The sequence below is a fragment of the Candidatus Paceibacterota bacterium genome, from assembly GCA_041660505.1.
Classification (GTDB): Bacteria; Patescibacteriota; Minisyncoccia; order Phycocordibacterales; family JACRKE01; genus JBAZWG01.
The window spans coordinates 117313-139536 of record JBAZWG010000001.1; the positions used below are offsets into that span (position 1 = coordinate 117313).

The 22224-nt window shown below is 48.2% G+C and carries 25 protein-coding genes and 7 tRNA genes; 9 read left to right on the forward strand and 23 right to left on the reverse strand.

What is annotated here, in order from left to right:
• Positions 1 to 3: 3 nt before the first annotated feature.
• Positions 4 to 438 (forward strand): hypothetical protein, encoded by a 435-nt coding sequence (locus WC764_00650; GenBank protein ID MFA6006230.1) that lies wholly within the window; start codon positions 4 to 6, stop codon positions 436 to 438.
• On the forward strand, positions 428 to 1333 hold the full coding sequence (gene miaA / locus WC764_00655; protein ID MFA6006231.1) for a tRNA (adenosine(37)-N6)-dimethylallyltransferase MiaA: 906 nt from the start codon (positions 428 to 430) through the stop codon (positions 1331 to 1333). The genes WC764_00650 and miaA overlap by 11 nt, the downstream gene beginning before the upstream one ends.
• Here the strand turns inward: miaA and WC764_00660 are convergent.
• Positions 1330 to 1533, reverse strand: a complete 204-nt coding sequence (locus WC764_00660; GenBank protein MFA6006232.1) for a hypothetical protein — start codon at positions 1531 to 1533, stop codon at positions 1330 to 1332. The two genes, miaA and WC764_00660, sit on opposite strands and share 4 nt — an antisense overlap.
• On the reverse strand, positions 1530 to 2648 hold the full coding sequence (gene xseA, locus WC764_00665) for an exodeoxyribonuclease VII large subunit (GenBank protein MFA6006233.1): 1119 nt from the start codon (positions 2646 to 2648) through the stop codon (positions 1530 to 1532). The genes WC764_00660 and xseA overlap by 4 nt, the downstream gene beginning before the upstream one ends.
• A 93-nt stretch (positions 2649 to 2741) precedes the next feature.
• Between xseA and rpmG the strand changes: the two genes are divergently transcribed.
• From rpmG to WC764_00685, 4 genes are all read left to right on the forward strand, one after another.
• Positions 2742 to 2900 (forward strand): 50S ribosomal protein L33, encoded by a 159-nt coding sequence (rpmG, locus tag WC764_00670; GenBank protein ID MFA6006234.1) that lies wholly within the window; start codon positions 2742 to 2744, stop codon positions 2898 to 2900.
• A gap of 111 nt (positions 2901 to 3011) precedes the next feature.
• Positions 3012 to 3082 (forward strand) — tRNA-Trp (locus WC764_00675).
• A gap of 13 nt (positions 3083 to 3095) precedes the next feature.
• A complete protein-coding gene (locus WC764_00680) occupies positions 3096 to 4100 on the forward strand; it encodes an SAM-dependent methyltransferase (protein MFA6006235.1) in 1005 nt (334 codons plus the stop codon).
• Positions 4091 to 4162 (forward strand) — tRNA-Arg (locus WC764_00685). The genes WC764_00680 and WC764_00685 overlap by 10 nt, the downstream gene beginning before the upstream one ends.
• A gap of 2 nt (positions 4163 to 4164) precedes the next feature.
• Here WC764_00685 and WC764_00690 read toward each other — a convergent pair.
• The 6 genes from WC764_00690 to WC764_00715 all read right to left on the reverse strand — a co-directional run bounded on the left by WC764_00690 (position 4165) and on the right by WC764_00715 (position 10048).
• Positions 4165 to 4656, reverse strand: a complete 492-nt coding sequence (locus tag WC764_00690) for a class I SAM-dependent methyltransferase (GenBank protein ID MFA6006236.1) — start codon at positions 4654 to 4656, stop codon at positions 4165 to 4167.
• Positions 4657 to 4748: 92 nt separating this feature from the next.
• Positions 4749 to 4832, reverse strand: a tRNA-Tyr gene (locus WC764_00695).
• 43 nt (positions 4833 to 4875) lie between these two features.
• Positions 4876 to 5163 carry a hypothetical protein gene (locus WC764_00700; GenBank protein MFA6006237.1) on the reverse strand — a complete coding sequence of 96 codons (288 nt, stop codon included), beginning with the start codon at positions 5161 to 5163 and terminating at the stop codon, positions 4876 to 4878.
• 23 nt (positions 5164 to 5186) lie between these two features.
• Positions 5187 to 7886, reverse strand: coding sequence for an AAA family ATPase (locus tag WC764_00705; protein MFA6006238.1), 2700 nt, complete (start codon positions 7884 to 7886; stop codon positions 5187 to 5189).
• A gap of 79 nt (positions 7887 to 7965) precedes the next feature.
• Positions 7966 to 8868 carry a hypothetical protein gene (locus WC764_00710; protein ID MFA6006239.1) on the reverse strand — a complete coding sequence of 301 codons (903 nt, stop codon included), beginning with the start codon at positions 8866 to 8868 and terminating at the stop codon, positions 7966 to 7968.
• The gene (locus WC764_00715) at positions 8852 to 10048 is read right to left on the reverse strand and encodes a cysteine desulfurase family protein (protein ID MFA6006240.1); all 1197 of its coding nucleotides are present in this window, start codon (positions 10046 to 10048) and stop codon (positions 8852 to 8854) included. The genes WC764_00710 and WC764_00715 overlap by 17 nt, the downstream gene beginning before the upstream one ends.
• A 16-nt stretch (positions 10049 to 10064) precedes the next feature.
• Here WC764_00715 and WC764_00720 point away from each other — a divergent pair, with 16 nt between their 5' ends.
• The 3 genes from WC764_00720 to WC764_00730 are packed head-to-tail and all read left to right on the forward strand — an operon-like array spanning position 10065 to position 12394.
• On the forward strand, positions 10065 to 10526 hold the full coding sequence (locus WC764_00720; GenBank protein ID MFA6006241.1) for a DUF4446 family protein: 462 nt from the start codon (positions 10065 to 10067) through the stop codon (positions 10524 to 10526).
• Positions 10519 to 12027, forward strand: a complete 1509-nt coding sequence (gene infB, locus WC764_00725) for a translation initiation factor IF-2 (GenBank protein ID MFA6006242.1) — start codon at positions 10519 to 10521, stop codon at positions 12025 to 12027. Before WC764_00720 ends, infB begins: the two co-directional genes overlap by 8 nt.
• Before the next feature lie 22 nt (positions 12028 to 12049).
• Positions 12050 to 12394 carry a ribosome-binding factor A gene (locus tag WC764_00730; GenBank protein ID MFA6006243.1) on the forward strand — a complete coding sequence of 115 codons (345 nt, stop codon included), beginning with the start codon at positions 12050 to 12052 and terminating at the stop codon, positions 12392 to 12394.
• A 5-nt stretch (positions 12395 to 12399) separates the two neighbouring features.
• Here the strand turns inward: WC764_00730 and WC764_00735 are convergent.
• The 15 genes from WC764_00735 to WC764_00805 form a co-directional block, all read right to left on the reverse strand.
• Positions 12400 to 12482 (reverse strand) — tRNA-Leu (locus WC764_00735).
• Positions 12483 to 12602: 120 nt separating this feature from the next.
• Positions 12603 to 12674: transfer RNA gene (locus tag WC764_00740), tRNA-Cys, on the reverse strand.
• A gap of 9 nt (positions 12675 to 12683) precedes the next feature.
• Positions 12684 to 12923, reverse strand: coding sequence for a GIY-YIG nuclease family protein (locus WC764_00745; GenBank protein MFA6006244.1), 240 nt, complete (start codon positions 12921 to 12923; stop codon positions 12684 to 12686).
• A gap of 106 nt (positions 12924 to 13029) precedes the next feature.
• A tRNA-Leu gene (locus WC764_00750) sits at positions 13030 to 13113 on the reverse strand.
• A 17-nt stretch (positions 13114 to 13130) separates the two neighbouring features.
• Positions 13131 to 13203: transfer RNA gene (locus tag WC764_00755), tRNA-Lys, on the reverse strand.
• 31 nt (positions 13204 to 13234) lie between these two features.
• Complete coding sequence (locus tag WC764_00760) at positions 13235 to 14131, reverse strand: DUF5666 domain-containing protein (GenBank protein ID MFA6006245.1); 897 nt, start codon at positions 14129 to 14131, stop codon at positions 13235 to 13237.
• Positions 14132 to 14138: 7 nt separating this feature from the next.
• A complete protein-coding gene (gene argS, locus WC764_00765) occupies positions 14139 to 15935 on the reverse strand; it encodes an arginine--tRNA ligase (GenBank protein ID MFA6006246.1) in 1797 nt (598 codons plus the stop codon).
• A gap of 158 nt (positions 15936 to 16093) precedes the next feature.
• Positions 16094 to 17257: a hypothetical protein gene (locus WC764_00770; protein MFA6006247.1), complete on the reverse strand. Its 1164-nt coding sequence runs from the start codon at positions 17255 to 17257 to the stop codon at positions 16094 to 16096.
• Between the two features lie 138 nt (positions 17258 to 17395).
• Positions 17396 to 18013 (reverse strand): hypothetical protein, encoded by a 618-nt coding sequence (locus WC764_00775; protein MFA6006248.1) that lies wholly within the window; start codon positions 18011 to 18013, stop codon positions 17396 to 17398.
• Between the two features lie 61 nt (positions 18014 to 18074).
• Complete coding sequence (locus tag WC764_00780) at positions 18075 to 18755, reverse strand: transposase (protein MFA6006249.1); 681 nt, start codon at positions 18753 to 18755, stop codon at positions 18075 to 18077.
• Between the two features lie 53 nt (positions 18756 to 18808).
• Positions 18809 to 20602, reverse strand: a complete 1794-nt coding sequence (gene typA, locus WC764_00785; GenBank protein ID MFA6006250.1) for a translational GTPase TypA — start codon at positions 20600 to 20602, stop codon at positions 18809 to 18811.
• Between the two features lie 82 nt (positions 20603 to 20684).
• Entirely contained in the window at positions 20685 to 20942 is a 258-nt protein-coding gene (locus WC764_00790) for a hypothetical protein (protein MFA6006251.1), read from the reverse strand.
• A 19-nt stretch (positions 20943 to 20961) separates the two neighbouring features.
• Positions 20962 to 21333 carry a hypothetical protein gene (locus WC764_00795; protein ID MFA6006252.1) on the reverse strand — a complete coding sequence of 124 codons (372 nt, stop codon included), beginning with the start codon at positions 21331 to 21333 and terminating at the stop codon, positions 20962 to 20964.
• A 109-nt stretch (positions 21334 to 21442) separates the two neighbouring features.
• Positions 21443 to 21796 carry a hypothetical protein gene (locus tag WC764_00800; GenBank protein MFA6006253.1) on the reverse strand — a complete coding sequence of 118 codons (354 nt, stop codon included), beginning with the start codon at positions 21794 to 21796 and terminating at the stop codon, positions 21443 to 21445.
• 29 nt (positions 21797 to 21825) lie between these two features.
• A complete protein-coding gene (locus WC764_00805) occupies positions 21826 to 22221 on the reverse strand; it encodes a hypothetical protein (GenBank protein ID MFA6006254.1) in 396 nt (131 codons plus the stop codon).
• Positions 22222 to 22224 lie beyond the last annotated feature (3 nt).

Consider the following 22224-nt stretch of genomic DNA (forward strand, 5'->3'; position numbering starts at 1 on the left):
TATATGGAAAATCTACCGACTGAATCTAAAGATATCGCAAATGAAAGTTATCGAAAAAATGCAGATGCTTCAATCGAAAAAACGGGTCTGCATGCTGACGCTTTCAACGCATGGATGGGCATCATGCAGTTTTCAAGAAATCAGAATCCAGACGACAATGCAATAAAATCGCTAAGAACATACTTCCCCATTCCCAAATACGGAGAACGTTATGGAGTTTATTTAAACGACGACGGTACGGTGAACGAACGACAGTCCTCATTAAATCTTTACATCAGAAATAGCAGTAATCCTGAAAAGGTTCGAGAATATAATGATCTCGCCGATGAAGTAAATGCTGATCTCGAGCGCATGATTATGGAGAAGGACACACGTAAAGCTGCAGAATATTTTCAAAAAATCCACAAGCTACTCTATGGACGGGAGTATGCAAGATAAACTTCTAGTAGTCCTCGGTCCGACAGCGACCGGTAAATCCGCTCTCGCTGTTTCGCTCGCCCTCAAATTCAACGGTGAGGTTATTTCGGCCGACTCGCGGCAGGTTTACTGCAGAATGGATATTGGCACGGGCAAGATTACTCATGACGAGATGCGAGGCGTAAAACATCATTTGCTTGATGTTGCAGAACCTGACGAAAATTTTAGCGTTGCCACTTATCAAGAACTTGCGAGGGCTGCAATTACTGATATTCAATCCCTTGGGAAGTTGCCGATACTTTGCGGCGGGACGGGATTATACATTAAGGCAATAACACAGAACAGCTCCCTGCCGAAGGTGCCGCCGAATTTTGAACTGCGAGAAGAGCTCGAGACCTGGGATACTGCAGATATGGTAGTAGAGCTCGAAAAACTAGACCCCAACCGCGCCGAGAATATTGATAAAAATAACCGCCGCCGACTTGTGCGGGCGATAGAAATTGCGCGTGCAATCGGCGAGGTGCCAGAACTCATAGAATCCTCTGCATATGACACTCTATATATAGGCCTGCAAGTGCACGGCCCGATTTTAAAAAAGCGCATTCATGATCGCCTCATTGCGCGTATGGATGCGAGGATGATCGAAGAGGTTGAGAGCCTTCACACATCAGGCGTCAGCTGGAAAAAGCTTGAGTCGTTCGGCCTGGAATATAAATACGTCTCGTTATTTTTACAACACACACTAAATAGAGAGCAGATGATAATAAAGCTTGAATCAGAGATCTGGCAATACGCCAAACGTCAGATGACGTGGTTTAAAAAGTACGCGCCTGATACGAAATGGTTCAATCCGGAAGATCGTGAAGAAATCGAGGAAATAGTCTCGCATTGGGTTTCCCTATCTCCCAACTCCTAACTCCTATCTCCCAACTCCTTCTTCACTTCCTCGAATTCATTCTCGACATCTTTGAGTCTCGATTTGAGATCTTTGATTAATACGGCAGCCGTCTTCACTTTCTCGAGTCCGGCCTCTACGTCTATATCCTTCTGCTCCTCGAACCAGCTCGAAATCTTCTCAAGCTTATCAAGTGATTCTTTTATATTCTGCTTTTTCATATTTTTATAACTTTACTGATAATTTCCCCGTCACCAAGTTCTATATTTAATTCCGCGCCAAGTTTAGCTTGCTTAACACTCTTTAGCACCTTTCCCCCGCTCCTCACTATACTATATCCCAGCCTCAAATTCCTGGCCGGGTCAAGCAGTGTCACGAGCTGCGCGCATCTCTTTAATTCTGTCTGCGCATCTTCTAGCATCTGGCTAAATTGCGCGGAGATAACTTTTCCCAGACCTGTTACAGATTCTTTAATTCTACTCATATCCAAATAAGCAAGCGTGTTGCGTTCATATATTGGCAGTAAACTTTCAAGCCTGTTCCATGACTCGTTCACAGCATGTGCGGCGCCGGTCGGCGTCGACTCTTCTCTATCCGCCACGAGCGAGGCAATAGGCACATCCACATCATGACCGATACCGGCGATTATAGGAATGTTCGAGGCGAATATCGCCCGCGCCACAGCTTCGTTATTAAATGCCTGCATACTCTCGAGACTCCCACCACCTCTGATTATTACCAGTATATCAAGATTGTACTTTTTATTTTGAAGCTCGTGTATCGCCTCTACAATTTGGCCGACAGCATCGGCGCCCTCGACTCGCGCATCTTTAAAAATAATCTTATATCCGCGCTTATCGAGATTCTGTTTGAAGTCATGAATAACCACACCATGCTTCGACGATATAACTCCAATGCGCTCGATAAATTCCGGTAGTTCGCGCTTGCGGGTAAATAGTCCTTCTTCTCTTAATTTTTTGACGAGCAATTCATACGCTTTTTTTAGCGAGCCCTCGCCCAAGGGTTCTATCGTCTCTACCCAGAAGCCAAACGAACCATACGCTTTATTTATACTCGGAGAACCGGAGATCTTTATTTCCATGCCGTCTTCGATCTGTACGCCGATCTGATTATAGAGCCAGGCGCCCATCACGCATTTGAGCAGAGAATTATCATCTTTGTCTTTAAGCGAGAATGATATCCACTTCCCCTTCTTAAAGTCGGTCACTTCGCCCCTGACCAGTGCCTTGTCGTGCTTCAATACATAGTTGACCGCATCCAAGAACTCACTGACGGTAAATAATGGCTGTGCGGGGTTGTTTTCGTCGAGTTCCATGGGTTAAGCTTACCACCTGTGACAAAAGTTGCCAAACGACGTATTTTGTAGTATCATCTAATAACTAAAAACTACCAACTAAAAACTATCCCAATGTCCCAAGACCGACTTTTCAAATTAGCCTGCAAGACGTGCAAGCACGAGAACTACTTTACGTCCAAGAATAAGAAGAAAGTTGAACGCAAAATTGAGCTCAAGAAGTTTTGCAAGTGGTGCAAGAAGCAGACCCCGCATAAAGAAAAGAAAATCTAGCTCGATTTTCGAGGTTCGACCTTAAGCACAAAAAAGGTCGAACCTCTGGAATGGTTTCGCATTCTCTGGTATAGTTAAAAGCGCCGAAAGGCGCTTTGGTGTTTAAATCTTGGGGGATTAGTTTAGTGGCAGAACAAGCGTCTCCAAAACGCTAGGCGAAGTTTCGATTACTTCATCCCCCGCCCTCGAAATTTTATGTTAACCCCGACTAATTGGAAAGATTATGAGCTCATCGACTCCGGTGACGGAATGAAGCTGGAGCGTTGGGGCAAGTATGTTCTGGCACGGCCTGACCCACAGACTCTATGGCAGAAGGAGCGGCCGGAACTTTGGAATACTGCGGTGGGAGTTTATACGCGTAGTACCTCCGGTGGCGGCTCTTGGAGGTTTACAAAGGAACTGCCCGAGCGATGGAAGATTTCGTACAAACTAGAAGGCGAGGCCTTCTTGATGCCCAAGGCCTCGCCTTCTAGTTTGAGTTTCTGGGTGCGCCCGACAGACTTTAAACATACCGGATTATTTCCGGAACAGGCAGTGAATTGGGGCTGGCTGCGCGACACAATAGGAGCTAGGAGTTTGGAGTTAGGAGTTGGGGCAGAGAAAATTTCCGTGCTTAATCTCTTTGCCTATACGGGGGCGGCAACAGTCGCCTGTGCTTCGGCAGGTGCTAGGGTGACACACGTGGATGCTTCCAAGGGCGTCGTGACCTGGGCGCGCGAGAACTTAGAGTTAAACCAAGCCTCACCCCTAACCCCTCCCCGAAAGGGAAGGGAAACTCTCAAGAATCCCCCCTCTCCTTCGGAGAGGGGGCAAGGGGGTGAGGTGAGTGTGCGCTGGATCGTTGATGATGTCTTCAAATTCGTGGAGCGTGAGGCAAAGCGCGGTGTCAAATACGACGGCATTATTATGGACCCACCATCCTACGGTCGTGGTACCAAGGGAGAGACATGGAAGATAGAGAAAATGCTCTGGCCACTCGTCAAAGAGTGCGTCACCGTACTTTCTGATAAGCCTCTGTTCTTTTTAATTAACTCATACACATCAGGACTACCCGCAACAGTCATGAGCAACTTACTTGAGAGCGCGATGAAAGGCAAGGGTGGTAGTGTTCATTCCGAGGAGCTCGGCTTAAAAGGCTCTGCAACGGGAAGAATTTTACCGGCTGGAGTGACCGCAAGATGGCAGCAAAAGTCCTCGTAGTCTAATGGATAGAATACTCCCCTCCGAAGGGAGTGATGTGGGTTCGATTCCCGCCGAGGACATATCAAAGCTTTTTGACGTAAGCAGAAAACTTTTTTTCAGTTCCAGAAACTAGTACAAGTTCATCTGGTTTTTTACCAAGATCGCCCGACGAAAGCTTAAGAAAAACTCCGTTTGGCTTCAGAACGCGAAAAATTTCACTAAGCATTTCTTCCTGATTCTGATTATATAATCCTTGATGAAAAACGCCGGCCGCAATAATGACGTCAAAAGAATTTTCAATAAACGGCAGTCTCTCAATTCTTGCTTCTACTATGCCGGCCTTGTTTTCTCCTCGCGAACGTATTTCTACGCCAAATGCATCTATACCGTGGCTTCTTAAATCTGAAACCATGGTGCCATCACCCGATCCGACATCAAGAACTTTTGATTTTGATAAGTCTATCTCTGGTAAACCGAATTTCTCAAGCCAATGATTAATTTCTTCGTAACGCCACGTGAACGCATCCTCAGCAGCATTCGGCACTCTCACTATGTCTCGTGGCGAACCTTCCATAGTAAATACTATATCACAATAAAATCGATAACACCAAACAAGCTTTGCTAAAATTTACAGAGTGGCCACCAGAAAACATCGACTAAACTTTATGCGTAGGGAAGGATTCGAACCTTCGTAGCCCATAGGGCGAGAGATTTACAGTCTCTTGCATTTGACCGCTCTGCCACCTACGCGAGACCAATATACTAACAAATTTTTCTGGCTTTGTCTTGCTACTTATTTGTTCCCTTCGTTTCGTATCTCGCGTATATCTCTCTTGACGACTTCTGCCACGTCTCCGCCGATTTTAAGACCATTTTTGAGTCCGGCCTTAAACAGTCTGACTCCTTCCTTGCCGGCCTTCTTGGCGGCCACTTCAAACTCTGCTTGATATTTCTTGCGTTCCGGTTCTGACGCCTTCCATTTTTTCTGGATTACCTTCGCTGCTTTGTTTGCTTCTTTACCTGCTTTTTTGGCGACGGAACGTATTTTCTTGATTACTTTTTTGCCTTTTGTGTTTTTCATGTTCTTTTTGTTATTACACATTATTATTTTCTTTGTGTCGCGCGCTTCGATTGAATTGGCGACAGTTGAGACGCCTTCATCTCTTTGGCCAGGGTTACGACGATCTTGCCGTCTTGCTCGTCTACAAACACGGTTCCCCCGCCGACCAGTTGCTTCTTGATTATGAATTCGGAAATGGGATTGAGAATACTGCTTTGGATGGCGCGCTTAAGCGGACGTACGCCATAATTCGGGTCGTAACCCTTCTCTGCGAGCGTGGTGACAGCCTTGTCTGACATTTTTATAATAATATTCTGCACAGCCAAACGTTTCTCGGTAAATGCCATCTGCACGCGCACGATATCTTTGATCGTATTAAGCGAGAGTTTATTGAAGATAATTATCTCATCGAGACGATTTAGGAATTCGGGGCGGAAGTGTTCCTTAAGCGAGAGCATTACGCGATCCTTCTGCGCATCATCTACGCCGTCAGAAGTAATATTGCCAAAGCCGATAGTCGGCAGACGGTTTAGGAATTCCGAACCGAGATTCGAGGTCAGAATGATTATTGTGTTCTTGAAGTTGACGAAGCGCCCCTTGGAGTCCGTGAGCCTGCCGTTATCCAAAACTTGGAGAAGAATATTAAATACCTCCGGATGTGCCTTCTCGATCTCATCGAAAAGTACAATAGAATACGGCCGGTGACGCACCGCCTCGGTGAGTGTCCCCGACTCTTCATAACCCACATAGCCCGGGGGCGAGCCGATAAGCTTCGACACGGAATGGCGCTCCATATACTCCGACATGTCGACACGAATAATTGCCTTCTCGTCGTTGAACATAAAGTCGGCAAGTGATTTGGCCAGTTCTGTTTTACCAACGCCCGTCGGACCAAGGAAGATGAATGACCCTATCGGTCTGTCCGGATCGCCGATGCCAGCGCGCGAACGTTTAATCGACTCTGATATTTTTTTGATAGCCTCGTCCTGGCCGATAACACGTTTACGCAGCTCATCCTCTATTCTGGAGAGCTTCTCGCTTTCTGCCTCAAGCATTCGCTGAACCGGTATCCCTGTCCAACGCGAGACCACGGCCGAAACGTCTTCCTCGCGGATCTCTTCCTTAAGAACGCGAGTGTCCGACTTTATGAGTTTGAGCTGTTCTTCTTGGATATGCAACTCTTTCTCCTTTGCTGGGATTTTGCCGTAACGAATCTCCGCAGCCTTGGTCAGGTCAGACTTCATCTCCGCAGCCTCGGCTTCCAGGCGGAGCGACTCGAGTTCCTTGCGAATGGCGCGAATGAGGAGAAGGTTGTCGTGCTCCTTCTGCCAGCGCGTTTGGAGCTCGGCTGTTGCGTCTTTTTGCGCTTTGATATCCCTCTCGATAACTTTAATGCGTTTCTTGGCCTCTTTGCTCGCGTCTTTGTTGTCTATTGCGGTCGCTTCTTTGGTCAGCGCTTCTTTCTCTATCTCGAGCCGCATCACCTTACGGTCGGTATCAGAGAGCAAGGCAGGCTTGTCTTCAAGTTGTAAGCGAATAGATGCGGCCGCCTCGTCAATAAGGTCAATGGCTTTATCAGGCAAGTATCTATCAGTAATATACCTGCTCGAGAGTTCAACTGCGGCTACAAGCGCTTCGTCGGTTATACGAACGCCATGATGCAACTCGTACTTTTCTTTAAGTCCGCGCAAGATGGAAACCGCGTCTTCTTGGGACGGTTCGCCTACATAAACCGGCTGGAAGCGCCGTGCCAATGCCGGATCACGTTCGATATACTTCTGATATTCTTTAAGCGTCGTGGCGCCAATCACACGGAGCTCGCCGCGCGCTAGCGCCGGCTTGAGCATGTTAGATGCGTCCATCGAGCCTTCAGCGGCGCCGGCGCCAACCAAAGTATGTATCTCGTCAACAAAGAGAATTATCTTCCCGGCCGCCTTCTCCACCTCTTTAATAACACCCTTTAGGCGCTCTTCGAATTCGCCACGATATTTACTGCCGGCAACGAGCAAGCCCAAGTCGAGCGAAATTATCTCTTTATCCTTCAGTAAATTCGGAATGTCGCCCTTGGCAATTCTATTGGCTAGACCTTCCGCCACAGCCGTTTTGCCGGTACCTGCCTCGCCGATTAGTATTGGATTATTTTTCGTTCGGCGCGAGAGGATTTCCATGATCCTGCGCGTCTCCTCATCTCGGCCGATTACCGGGTCGAGCTTGTCTTGAGCGGCGAGGCGCGTCAGATTGCGCGCATATTTCTCGAGCAGTTTGTTTTTCTTGGTCGGTGAAGTGGCATCGGTTATTTTGGTCTGTTTGAGTTCGTTTACGACACGGTAGGCATCTTCTTTTTGTATTCTGAAACGCGAGAGCAGTTCCTTAGCCTGGCTCGGGATTTCAAGAAGGGCGAGGAATAAATGTTCGAGACCGATAAAATCATCTTTAAGATATGCGGCAATTTTGCCGGCGGCATCCAACACTCTTACCAATTCCGGAGTCAAATATATTTGGTATGCGGGCGATACGGTTGTGGCTGTCTCTGGCGACTCCATCGCCTCCATTACATGGTCGCCGAACAAGAGCGGGTCAACGCCCAACTTCTCAATTAGTGCGAAGATGAACGGATCTTCTTGCGTTACGATAGAAGCCAACAGATGAATAGGCGCAACCTGGTTCTGCCCGCGTTCAATAATAACCTCGTGAGCCTTACGGATCGCCTCCTTGGCTTTAGTTGTGAAATTCCCAAATGGCATAATCGTGGGTGCCGAGGTTCAACCTTGAGCATCTTAAAGGTTGAACCTCGGCAGTCATTAATTGCTCAAACAATCTATTTTACTGCCCCTTGGTGGCCTTGTCAACTTGTGGTGAAAAACCTTTATTTAGAGCCAGCTTTATACCATCAAAAGGGGTGACCTTGCCTGTTTTCTTTAAGAACCCGGCGAATGAGCCGTTCGTGTCAATAAGCGGGTCGCCGAGCGTTTTTGCCGTAGCATCAAGATTGATACTTGCAACCGGCGATGACGAAGCATTTATTACTCGCAAATCCGTTATGCGCCCAACGGCAACAGATGGTGTCTGGCCGCTGGTAAAATCAAGGAGGACCAGTGTTTGCCCGAGCGAGAGACTGCCCGTCGGGAACGGCGTAGAAGCGAACTTGGTATCAGTCTTGGTCGTCACAATGTCGAGCACAACCAAATTATCTTCGTCGCTTGCCGAAATAAGTTTAGCCTTACGCTCGTCTGTCGTACCCTGGATGAGGATGGAAAATTCCTTGCCCACGTCGGTAGCCGACAAGAGTCCCGCGGGTGATGCAATGATTCGCCCCGTGTCGGACACTATAAGGCCTGTCAGGAATGTGTCAGCGGGCGTCTCGACAGGAGCGACATCGACAACTGCGACCGAGGCCAGATTTGAAGACGCGGTAGATGTCGCAACGGCGGTGGCCACGCCGGGGATGCGAATGCGAACCAATGTCGGTGATGATTTATGAACCGCCTGAATTATCAAATCATCTTCCGAGACAACTACTTGTGTCGTTGTATTGATCGTCTTGGTCTCGCCGGGGCCGGGGACGACTCTTTCTACTGTCCTCTCAACGACGCGATTGATCTGCTGGGTAACCGACTTGGGAGCCTGTTCAAGCAGAGTCACGGTCACAATCCCCGTCGCAATGGATGTGACGAAGCTGACGAAGAGCATCAGGAGCACGAGTTGAGTTTTATTGAGTTCTTCCATTTGCCGCCAGTATAGCAGAAATTTCACTCACAACAATATTTACATTTTTCTTGTCAGTATTCCTGCCGAGGCTAAAGCGGATCGCATGTTTGGCTACCCCTTCTCCCTTCATATTCGCGATAACTTGCGAAAAAGCCGAGTTGCCGGCCTGCCCGCCATTACTGCGCCCAGGCGCTGGCAGGCGGGCATGACAAGCGCTCCCGGCGGAGACAGCTATCCCCTTCGCATCAAGTTCCAACACCATTCTGTCGCTCTCGATACTCATGAAAGAGACATTTACAATGTTCGGCAATTGATGACCCTTCGATCCATTATACACAAGACCGCCTTGTGTGCTGAGTTCTTTGAGAAAAAAGTGCCGTACTTCTTCCAGCCTTTTTGATTCCTCTTGCCTGTTTTTCTGAACCTCAAGAAATGCTTCCGCAAATTTAATTTGACCTTCAACATTCTCTGTCCCCGGGCGCAATCCGCGTTCCTGACCGCCGCCAAAAAATAACGGTTCAATATCCGTTCCGTTTTTTACGAATAAAAGTCCTGTCCCCTTCGGGCCATAAACCTTATGCCCGCTTATGGTCAACAGATCCGCAAAAAATGCATGTGGCTCTATGGATCTATGCCCCGCGGTTTGACTTGCATCAGTATGGAAGTAAGGATATTCCTTTCTACTTTCCTGCCTGCCGGCAGGCACGGCAACTTTCAACTTTTTAACTATAATTCCCACTTCGCGGACAGGTTGTAATGTCCCCGTTTCGTTATTCGCGTGCATGAGTGAGACGAGAACTGTTTCAGCCTTTATTAAAGACTCTAGTTTCGAAATATCAACAATGCCGTCTTCACGAACAGGCAGGTACGAAACTTCCGCGCCTTCGCGTTCGGCCTGCTTCACCGCCTCTAGGACTGACGCATGCTCTATATTCGAGGTAATGATATGTGGCTTATTTATCTTCTTTTTTGCGGTGCGGAAAGTGCCCAGGATTGCGAGATTATTCGCCTCCGTCCCACCGCTTGTGAAGATAAGTTCGTTTGCTTGTGTTGCAAGAGCTTTAGCAAGCTTCTTTCTTGCATTTTCGAATTCACGTCGTAGCGTCACACCGTCCGCGTGAATCGAGCTCGGATTAGGCTCCGTACCGGCTGCATAATCCATGAATATCCTGCGTTGCGAAAAGCGGCCAAATAGCATATACTCTCTATATTATATGCAAGACTCCATATTGTACATAGCCCTTGCGGGTCTGGCCTTGTCGCTCATTGCAGTGGGCCTTTTAATACGGCTTGAATTCAAACTCAAGAAGCTTTTCGCCGGCACAAAAGCCGACACTCTGGAAGATGTTATTGGTGCTCTTCATAAGGAGTTGCGCGCGCAGCAAGAAGCAGCCGGGCAAGCCGATGCTCGCATCGATGATTTACACAATAGGGTCAAGCGCAGTGTTCAGTCTATCCGCACCATACGTTTCAACCCCTTTCAAGATTCCGGCAGTAACCAGAGCTTCTCGATGGTGTTCGCCGACGAGGAGGGCAACGGCGTCGTACTCTCATCTCTTTATGCGCGCGATAGAATGAGCGTCTATGCCAAACCTCTAGAAGAATTTTCTTCGGTACACGAGCTTACGGACGAAGAACAGCATGTCATAGATGAGCGCAAAAAATTACATGAATAAATCAGAGACCTCACAAACCATAGAACGTCCACCCGTGATTGTAATAATGGGCCACATTGACCACGGCAAGTCAACGCTTTTAGACTATGTTCGCAAAAGCAATATCGTTGCCGGCGAGGCGGGCGGCATCACCCAACACACCGGTTCGTATGAAGTGATTCACGAAACGCCGAAGGGCGAGAAGAAAAAGATTACCTTCATCGATACGCCGGGCCACGCGGCATTCTCCGAGATGCGCGTTCGCGGAGCGATCGCCGCCGATATCGCTATATTAATTATTTCCGCAGAAGAAGGCGTAAAGGCTCAAACCCTCGAGGCCCTCAAGGCCATCATGGAGGCGAAGATCCCCTACATTGTCGCTATCACCAAAATAGACAAGCCGAATGCCAATGTCGACCGCGTCCGCCAGGACTTAGCAACCAATGACGTATATGTAGAAGGTTACGGCGGCACCATCCCCTGCGTACCAATATCGTCTAAATCAGGTGAAGGCATCCCAGAATTGCTTGATATGATTTTACTTGTTGCAGAGCTTGGAGAGTTCAAAGCAGATCCTACACTACCCGCCTCTGGTGTTGTGCTAGAAGCAAGCCTTGATGCCAAACGCGGCGCGTCGGCTACTTTGCTCATTCGTGAGGGCACGCTTCATCAAGGCGACTTCCTCGCTATCGGCAACGAGGCAACACCGGTGCGCTCGATGCAAGACTTCAATGGCGCTCGAATAGAATCAGCGACAGTTTGTGCGCCGGTTCAAATCATGGGATTCAAGACGCCGCCGAAAGCAGGTGCCGTGTTTATGGCAGCGAAGTCGAAGAAAGAAGCGGAGGCTTATGCCGAGACTCAAGCGAAGGTGGCGGCAACCGCAAGATTAAGCGCAACAGGCGGCGAGTCTGGTGTAGTGCTCCCCATCATCCTTAAGGCAGACTTCCTCGGCACGCTTGAAGCGATCGAGGGCGAGCTCAAGAAGCTGACGACCCCGGAAGTGACTATCAAGTTAGTTCACACCGGTATCGGTAATGTGAGCGAAGCCGACATGAAGGTCGCCGAGAGCAGTGAGCACCCGATTATTATCGGCTTCAATGTCAAAGTCGACAACAGCGCGCAAGGTATTGCCGAAAAGATTGGTGTCCAACCTCGATTGTTCTCGATCATCTACGAGATAACCGACATGCTTAAAGAAGAAATAGCCAAGCTCACACCCAAGGTGGTCGTCGAGCAAGCGGTTGGCAAAGTCAAGATTCTTAAGACATTCGGCGGGACGAAGGACAAGCAGATTGTCGGCGGAGCGGTAACCGAAGGCATGATCATAGACGGTAAGCAGGTCAAGGTCATCCGCCAGAACACCGAAGTCGCCCGCGGACTCATCGTCGGCTTGCAACAGCAGAAGATCAAAGTTAAAGAAGTCCCGGCCGATACCCAGTTCGGCGCCATGATAGAGTGCAAGCTCGAGATCGCTCCGGGCGATATTTTAGAAGTGTTCGATATCATCGAAAATTCTTAAATTCTTTAATTCTGTCCAAAATATGACCTTCCGCAAAGCACGAGTACAGGATCAAATGCGCGACTGGTGCGCAGAATATTTTAAAGACCATCCGAGTCCGACAGGTTTGCTGACCTTAACCGGCTTCGACATGTCGCCCGACATGAAGTATGCCACGATACTTATTTCAGTACTCCCTGAGTCCGCCGAGCAAACAGTGTTTGATTATGCCGTGCGCGAACTCCACAACCTCCGCGAATTTGTAAAATCCCAAGCGCACATGCGCGTCTTCCCCTTCTTCAAAATTGAGCTTGATATAGGCGAAAAAAGGCGCCAGGCGTTCGACGAAGTTTTGCGCCAGGCCAAAGAGGCGGATAAGAACCGATAGATTTATGCCCGGGGTGGGACTCGGACCCACACGACCTTGCGGTCAAAAGATTTTAAGTCTTTCGCGTATACCATTCCGCCACCCGGGCAATTCGATTTTCAATACCACACAGAGGCCGCGGGGAGAATCGAACTCCCGTATAAAGGTTTTGTCCCCCCTACGGGGGATCTCCCGCAGGGAGACGGACCTTACCTTTTACTGCCTCGTGAGGCCTGGGCGGGAATCGAACCCGCGCATAAGAGTTTTGCAGACTCTCGACTTACCACTTGTCTACCAGGCCTTTAAATTTTCAACAGTACAAATTTCTTAGTATCTCCTTTTGTTGTCCGGTCTTGAGGAACATTTCTCGCCGAAACGCTTCGGCTCTCGTTGCGTATTCTTCGACTCGCTTAAGTTCCCATGGTTTGTAAAACTGTGTCGATTTAACTTTACCACTATTATGCAGATGAAGTCTATTAGTAACATCCGCTGTACTTCCTACATAAAGTCTGTGCTCTTTTTTACTTAACAATACATAGACATAATACATACTTCGCTTTACCACTTAGTGTCCCCTCGGGACATCTACCGAAGGTATGACAACGCGGCCGTAGCGGTTATAGTAGCAGTTTTTCGACACGAAATAAAGCACGATTTGGTGGGCGGGAGAGGACTTGAACCTCCATGCCTTGCGGCACCAGCTCCTAAGGCTGGCGTGTCTGCCATTTCACCACCCGCCCTGCTTTCGCGAACACTGTCCGCCCAGTAGGATTCGAACCTACGACCTTCTCGTTAAGAGCGAGCAGCTCTACCAACTGAGCTATGGGCGGAAATACGTTACGTATTTATACCACAAAAGAGCTACAGACTCAAATTCCGGATGACCTCTGCTGTGATGGTCGTGGTGGCCGCTTCGCTTGTCGCACCATACAATCTTATCTCGTCACCTTCTACGAATCTCTTGAACGAGATCGTGCTTCTATTTTTATTCAAGAGTTTTGTGTTTCCATCCAGAACGACGTCATATTCTTTTCTATCCAATACCGCCCTGATCTTAGACTGATTTGTTATCGATAATATCTTGCCGGAATAATTTCTCGGCTCAAACTGCTTCAGATCGATGAAGACATTCACTGCCGTTGCGGCGAGCGAATTGTCGGCATGATTATATTCGCCGGATACAGAAATAACTTTGTCTCCAGCTTGCAACCACGGTGTAGTTATTGTAAGCGTTCCTTTATATATCGGCGCGGAGCCCACGTTCACGCGTACCGGGCCATACTTGGTTGAGTACAACGTAAAGGCGTTTTGGTCGGCCATGACTGCCCCGATATTTCCCGAGAAAGCGCTCGTCTCTTTAAGCACCATTAGGTCGACGACATTCCTGGCCGCCATAGTGAAGGTATTGCCATTAGCCTCAAGTGTGCCGTCTATATTGAGATAGTCACCTTCTTTTAATTCTTTAAGTGTTGTAGCCTCACCGTATCTGCGGTAGAACTTGGTATCACCATTAGTCTTTATTGTAACCCGCAAGAACATGTCGCCCCAGACAAGCCGGGCAAAGAACGTGGTGCCGGCAAATTGAGCAATCTTTACATTACGTAAAGTCATCGCTCCATCCCTAGTCACTGTAATCTCCGGCCGCCTATCAGTACCGACTATATTTTGTAAAATAGAAATCTGCGTTGGCGTCGTTGTATCGACCTGTGCAAATGCAAACGACGGAACAGTGAGTAATACGAGTAAAAGTTTCTTCATAATTTTTTTACATTTTTTCTAAAGTTTCGATTCCTAACAACTTCAGACCATTTCTAATAACCTGCGCAGTGGCGGCGGCAATCGCAACTCGATGCGGCGATTCTGCATCATCAGCGCTAACAATCTGTGTACTGCCATAAAAGCTATTGAACTCCTGCGCAAGCTGGAGCAAGTAACTTGCAAGATGGTTCGGTGCATAGTCAAGCCCGGCTCGCTCGATAATTTCTGGATAGCGCGCGATGAGCCGAGCGAGCGAGCTTCCGGGTAAGGTTTCGCCTTCCCCTACAGGGTAAGGCGAAACCTTACCCGAGATTCCTGCCGACTCGGCCTTTCGCAATAGTGACTGAATTCGGGCATACACATATTGCAAATACGGCCCAGAGTCCCCTTCGAAACTTAGGGATGTGTCGAAATCAAAAGTCGTGTCGGTCGTCCTGCCAGTGCGCAGAATGCTATATTTAATAGCACCGAGCGCGATGATTTCCAGGGCTTCGTCCTCATTCTCAAACATAAATTTCTCCGCCGGTATCCTAGCCTTGAGCTCTTTCTTTGTAAGTTCTATCAAGTCGTCAACATATACAATATTCCCGGTGCGCGAACTCATTTTGCCGGAGCCCTTGATGCTCACCAGGCCGTATGGCAGATGTGTAAAATCCGAAATCTTACCGATACCAAGTTGCTCGCATATCGCGAACACCTGTCGTAATGCCAGCGACTGCTCCGGCCCAACGACCCAGAACATTTTATCAGCGCGCGTCTTTTCTTTCTTAAGTTTCGTTAAAGCGATATCTTGCGTAATATATAAAGATGTACCGTCGCGCTTCATTAATATAGTATCGGGAATCTTGTACGACTCAAGTTTCGAGAGGACTGCGCCGTCTTCAAGCTTAGTAAACACGCTTTTTGCCAATCCCTCTTCTATGTATTTCTTACCTTCTGCGTAATGCTCGCTCTCTTTCCAGAAGATATCTACACTGCTTCCAAGTCGCTTCATCGTTGCCATTTGCCCATCAAGCACCCAGCCCACAAGTAATGACGTTAGTTCTCGAACATATGGTCCGTCCGCATCCCACGCCAAAGTTAGCTCTCTTACTAGTGCTTCGGTTTCAAGATTTTTGAAATCATCAGTGCCAAGCGTATAATACTGTTCTACGAAACGATCCGGCTTGATGCCCACAGATTCAGGCGTGAGCCACTCTGATTTATTTTCTGCCCAGCCAGCCACAGTCGCCTTCGTCTCGTCTTTATCATTTCTGCCAAATTTGAGATAGCCCCAGACAAGCTTCATAATGGCTATCCCTCTGTCATTTAAAACGTAGTCTCGCACAACGTTAATACCCATAGCTTGCCACAGATTAGAAACCGCCATACCGGTGATGTTGTTGCGCAAATGGCCAAGGTGTAGCGCCTTCGTCGGATTGGCTGAAGTGTGCTCGATGAGCCAAGTCTTGCCCTTGCCCCAGTCACTTTTGCCATATGCCTCTTTCTCATCAAGAATAGTCTTCAAACTTCCTGCAAAAAACTCCGGTTTGAGAAATATATTCACGAATCCAGGCCCAGCCACTTCAGCCTTCGCAACAAGCGCGTGCTTCTCGAGTTCGGCTGCAATCTGCTCGCCGATATCCTTAGGTTTTTTACCCAGCTCTTTAGAAAGTTGCAAAGCAACGTTGGTCGTGTAATCACCGTGCTCGAAAGATTCCGGGTGCGTCAAGGCAACATTCACCTCCCCATCAAATCTAGGGAATATCCTGCGTACAATATCCAGCACCTCCCGCGCGAGTTTTTCTCTAATATTTTCCGTCATCACACCATAGTAGCAATACCGAGGTCAGTTATCAAACGTGGATATCAATTCGGGGTAAGGTTTCGCCTTACCCCGAAGGGCTAAAGCCCGAAAGAAAATTCAAAAACCCAAAGTATCAAAGGGTCAAAGATTCAAAGGAAGGCAAAAAGAATAACGAACTAAGCATCCAACTTGCGGGATCGGAAGACCAGCCTGCTGCCAGCACTCCACCTGCTGTCAGGAGAGGCGTAGCCGTAGCTGAGCCAGCGCCTGCCACCGTCCGCGCTGACGCTCCAGACGCGCGGATCGTCGCCACGATCGGTAATCTGCTTCATGGCCATATAGAGATATTCTCCCATAGGTTGGTCGGAATATTGGAGACGCAGGTAAACACCTGCTTCAGCGGGTACGAGCTCGAAACCGAGTTCCGCTGCTCTTGTGTAGATTTCATCAGTCGTTGCACCGTTCGGGAAGCCCAGAGATTCCACTGAAAAGCTAACCAGATTGTATTGTTCTTGTGTGCCGGTAAACTCTGTTTTTGCGAGCATGTCTTTGGCGTAGTCGCCGACTTCAAAACCCTTCGCCTTGAGTGCTCGCTTCGCCTCTTCTGCATTTGTGATAGTTGGGTCGCCTTCGACGGTTTTCAGGAATATACTTTGGTCGGGGAAGCGTTCATAGGCGTGTTTGATTGATGGTGGAAACTTTGCATATACTTCGGGATTCCACGGGCCGATATAGGCGACGGTTTCTGAAGTAATGGCACTCGGTTCGTAGGCGATTTGTGCAGGAGTACAGTCAAAGAGTACGGGAAGGTCATCCTTTTGGTTGCGCTTCGCCTGTATTTCTTTGATCCGCGGGTCGCGGTCGTAGCCAAAACCCTCAATTTTTGACTCGATCTCGTAGAGAAAGATAAGGTCTTCTCGGGGTAAGGTTTCGCCTTCCCCCGCCTTGCGCTCGATGTCGGTGAGGCGCTTCATGTCTGCAGACTTCTTTTTGTACTTGTCTGCTTCGGGGCCGAAGTCTTTTAGTTTCTCGTCGAGCTTTGGAGCAATATGCGGGTCGAAGTTTTGGTCATGGGCAATACCGCGGATTTCACCGATGTGCTCGCCCTGCATGCGGATAGCTAGGCGTGGGACAATCGCTTCGCCCGCCTCATTGATTGAGTAGTAGAGGTGCATGTCTCCGCCATCTAGGTAGTTTTGCGCAGTGGTAAGATCGGCGATGCACCATTCTAGCGGGTGGCCTTCTAGAGATTGTACCAGCTCTGTTGCATCGCCGCCTTGCTTATAGGTAATCCATTTTCCTCGTGTCTCCTGCAAGCCTTCGGTAGAATACTCCGGCATTTCAATCAGAAATTGCGCGTATATTTTGGAGAAGTTCTCGGTGGAGAGAAGGGCTTGGAACTCCTCATCGGAGAGCTTAATGCTTTCGTTTTTGAGGGCTGTTCGCTCGTCTTTGGGCTTTGCCTTTTGCTCGAGACGCTAGCGCAGCATGCCAATTGTAAGAGCAAGTGCTCGTGGGTTGAGCGGGGGGAACGAAGCTACGGAGTCTTTGGTTCGTTTCTGGAAACGGGCGGTCTCTTTGCCATTTTCACCTTCCTCTTTCTTGAGCTTGCCCATTTCAAGCATAGAGCGGAAGGCCCAGTATTTCGCCCAGTCGGGGTACTGTGCATCAGACGAGGAAAGGTAGTCGATCCACTTGTTGAGGCTGTGTGTTTGGTTGTTGACGATCTGTTCCGTCTTCTGCTTTTTAAACTCTTCCGTAATCTCGACATCTCCGTGCCCTAAGTCTCGAGCAATACGTTGTTCTAGCAGAAAAGCTTCTTCGGGAACTTCTTCGGGCTTGATGACGAATTTGTCGTTGAGGACGCGCTTCAAGGCCTCGATACCGCGCTCTTTGCCTTCGGGTTCTTCACGATTTAGAATTTCATTGAAACGGTCAAGGTAGTTTTGAATGCGTTTAAGGGGCTTTTGTGAGACTTTTTCACCCGTTCGTATTTCTGTGCGCTTGGCAGCAGAAGCCACCTCTCCGCTGCTGTGGAGAGCGCTATATTTTTCTTTGAGAAAGGCTGGGTTTTCTTCGGTAGGGAATTTTTCCATGAGAAGAGTATATCAAACGCCAAAATTGACGCAAATTTATCTATCGGAGTAAGGCGAAACCTTACCCCGAATATGGATATTTTGGCTTTTTCTCTTTTTCGCCTATTAGCATTGTGGCGACTTCGCTGAAGTCTCCCTGCTCTATAAGCCATTTAAAATAGTTATTTGGAATCTTGGTATAATCTTTCAGAACCTCCGGATTTAGGATCTTATTTTTTACAAACTTATTGTCGTACGCTTTAGCACTTGAGTATTGATACGTTTGTAGCACAGACTCTCTTGGTAAGAAATTCTTCATCTCACAGGGATTTAGGTGGATGTAATCTATAATTTTCAGCAAGTATTCTTCATCGGTTATCAGCTTACTTTTAAATACTCCTTGAAAAAGTGCGCCGCTCCGCCCATACTTTTCGTTAAAATACATTGTGTAGGCAGTGCCGAGCCGTTGCATAAACTTACTGATACCTCCCTCATAAATTTCGTGGAGGAGTAAATGAAAATGATTCGGCATAAGGCAGTATGCCATTACCGCAACAAGTGGTTTATGGTCAATATCTTTTTCTGCTTCTTCTCCTTGCGATTTTATCAGACGACTTGGACTTTCCACTTCACGATCATTGAGCAAATACAGATACTTTAAAAACAACTTGCGGTCAGCATTGGACAGAAAAATATCGCGCTTCTCGGTTCCGCGATTATAAACATGGTGAAAAGATTCTAATTCAATAGGTACACGCTCCATTTCCCCATTATACCCTTATTCGGGGTAAGGTTTCGCCTTACTCTGGGGATAAGTTAGACTGTTTGGGTGCGGGTTGCTTTGATTCTTTCGTTCTCGGTCAGGTACTGCTTGCGTAGGCGAACACTTGTGGGGGTGATTTCTAAATATTCGTCTTCATTCATTACTTCGAGTCCGCGTTCAATGGTGAGCAAATATGGTGGGACGAGGTCGATTGCTTCATCGGATGACTTGGACCGCATGTTGGTCAGCTGTTTACCCTTGGTCGGGTTGACGGCCATCTCCTCGCCTTTCGACGTATTGCCGATCACCATGCCTTCATACACCTCTGTCCCCGCTCCTATATACAGAGCACCGCGATCCTGCAAGTTCCAAAGGGCGAAGCCGAGGGCCTTGCCGGACTCCATCGAGATCATTGAGCCAACGGGCTTCTTGCGGATCTCACCGGCGTAGGGCTTAAAGCCAATAACGCGCGAGGATAAAATCCCTTCGCCTTTGGTATCGACGATAAATTGAGAACGATAACCAAGCAAGCCGCGGGTGGGACCTTCGAAAATAATGCGGGTCAACTCGCCAACTTGTTTGAGCTCGCTCATTACAAATGCGCGCGAACCCAAGCGCTCGATTATGACGCCTTGGAATTCTGCCGGTGTGTCAACAATGACCTCCTCGAATGGTTCATGTTTATTGCCGTCGACATTATGGAAGATAACTTGTGGTTGAGAAACTTGCAGCTCATAGCCTTCACGGCGCATGTTCTCGAGCAATATGGAAATATGCATTTCTCCTCGGCCGGAAACTTGGAATCTTTCCGCTTCTGTAAAGTCTACGCGGAGCCCCACGTTGACCTCGAGTTCGCGTTCAAGCCTCTCACGAATCTGACGCGTCGTCACGAACTTGCCTTCTCTGCCGGCAAAAGGGCTTGAGTTCGGCATGAAGTTAAGCGTGATGGTCGGCTCGTCTACCGATATTGCCTTGAGCGGTTCGGCTGAGGCATCAGAGGTAACCGTCTCGCCGATGTCGATATCCGCCAAGCCGGCAATCATCACGATGTCTCCGGCCTCGGCTTCTGTTGCTTCTACTTTCTGCATTCCCTTGAAGGTGAAGATTTTAGTTAGCTTTCCACTGCGCGTATCGCCGTTTGGCTTGCGGACGAAGACGTTCTGCCCGGCCTTGATAATACCCTCATAGACACGGCCGACGGCCATGCGACCGAGGAAGTTGTCGTAAGCGAGATTGAACGACTGGAAGCGAAGAGGTACATCATGCTTGGCATTCGAGGCCGGCGGTACGTAAGCGAGAATAGTATCAAGAAGCGGTGTCAGATCACTCGACTCGTCGGTCAATTTTTTCTTCGCCACGCCGGCGCGGCCGTTGGCATAAACGACGGGGAAGTTTATTTGCGCGTCGTCGGCACCAAGCTCCATGAAGAGTTCGAGGACTTGTTCCTCGCACCGCGCCGGATCAGCGGCAGGCTTGTCTATTTTATTGATGACGACAATCGGCTCAAGGCCAAGCTCGAGCGATTTCTTTAGTACGAATCTGGTTTGTGGCATTGGCCCTTCCTGCGCGTCAACGATAAGTAATACCGAATCGATGGCAGAGAGCACGCGCTCCACCTCGGAGCCGAAGTCAGCATGGCCCGGTGTGTCTACTATATTAATCTTAGTATCTTTGTAATATATCGCAGCGTTTTTGGAATATATAGTAATACCGCGCTCTTGCTCGAGAGCATTGGTGTCCATCGTAACCCCCTCGCCACCCACGCCTGTCTGCTTCAAAAGAGCGTCGGTCAAGGTGGTCTTGCCGTGGTCCACGTGTGCGATAATTGCGATATTGCGGATTTCCATAAAGAAACTATAATAACACAAAATCACGTCCATTGGAAGTGATTTTGTGTTTATCTTAAATTCTCTAATTCTGCAATTCTGCCTATTTGCACCCACCCGCTCCTACCGTATTACAGACGACGTTCAGTATCCCGAAGACGGAAATCATTATAGCCAAGCCGATGACGCCATAAAGCATGTGCTGTCTGCCCTTGCTCCGCTCTGCCTCGTTATCAACATGATAGATGAACTCCGCAACACCCCAGATAAAGTAAGCAAGCGCAGCCGCTCCCAAGAGACCAATGATTGGATTAAGTATCGCGGACTCTATCTTACCGATAAGGGCTACGGCGGCGTTCATGTATTAAGCGCTAGCCAGTTTACTGAACAGATTGTACAACTCCGGGAGCCGGAAGAACCTGAACACGCTGTATTCCCAAAGTATCCTGCAAGAAGTAAACAAGCCCCCAGACCGAGGCAATAACGAACATGGCGATAGTGCCATAAATCATGCGCGCGCGACCCTCTTCTTTCTTACCCGTGTCACCTGACTCCAAAATGTACTCTGCCAAGCCGTAGATGAAATAGATAAGCGCCAGAGCAACCATAATAGGCACAATGGCGTTGAATACCTTCTGCAAGGTAACCATAAAGCCCAAAATATTCGACGGGTTACCACTCACCTGTGCTCCAGCAATGAACGGCGCGAACGCCATCATCCCGAGAACCGCTGCTTTTATGTTTCGTGACATATACTAATATTAATTAATTCTAAATAATTTTCGACTTAATAAATTTTCTTGATAAACTTTATAATGTGTATATTGTACCGTGCCTATCGCAACCTGTACAGTGGAAAGCTTATCGATTGGCTGGGAGTAGTGGCGCGTTTATAGTACTTTTGTCTCCTACGCCTGTCGTCGTTTGTATAAACGCCACTAATCCCCACACCGACACTAGCACGAACATCGCGATAGTACCCCAGATCATTCTGGTTCGACCTTCTTCTTTCTTGCCTGATTCACCGGATATTAAGATGTATTCCGCTAAGCCGTAGATAAAGTAGATGAGCGCGAGGCCAACGAAGATAGGCACGAGTGCGTTCATGGCAGACTTAACAGTACCGAGGAAACCGAGCAAGTCAGCGGCGAATGCCACCATTGGTAATGTAGTAATCACCCCCACTATCCCGATTTTTGTTTTTATATGCTTCATGTTAAATAACTCATTATAATTAATTTTGATTAAATCGTTGGAAGCCCCGGCGAGACCACCTGCACATTAGCATCAATGCCGACAGTCTTTTGTAAAAACGCCACCAATCCCCACACCGACACTAGCACGAACATCGCTATCGTGCCCCAGATCATACGCGTCCTGCCTTCTTCTTTCTTGCCCGACTCACCGGAGATTAATATGTATTCTGCCAGGCCGTAGATAAAATAAATCAAAGCCAGACCGACCATAATTGGGACCAACAGATTCATTACACTTTTAACCGTTTGCAAAAAACTAAATGCGCTTCCTCCTCCGTTCCCTACCCGCCCGCCCACAGCTGCGTCTGCTTGCGCATATATCGTCGTCGGGATTAATAATAATACAGGAACAGCTAACCGCAATAAATTCTTTGTTCTATTCACGAT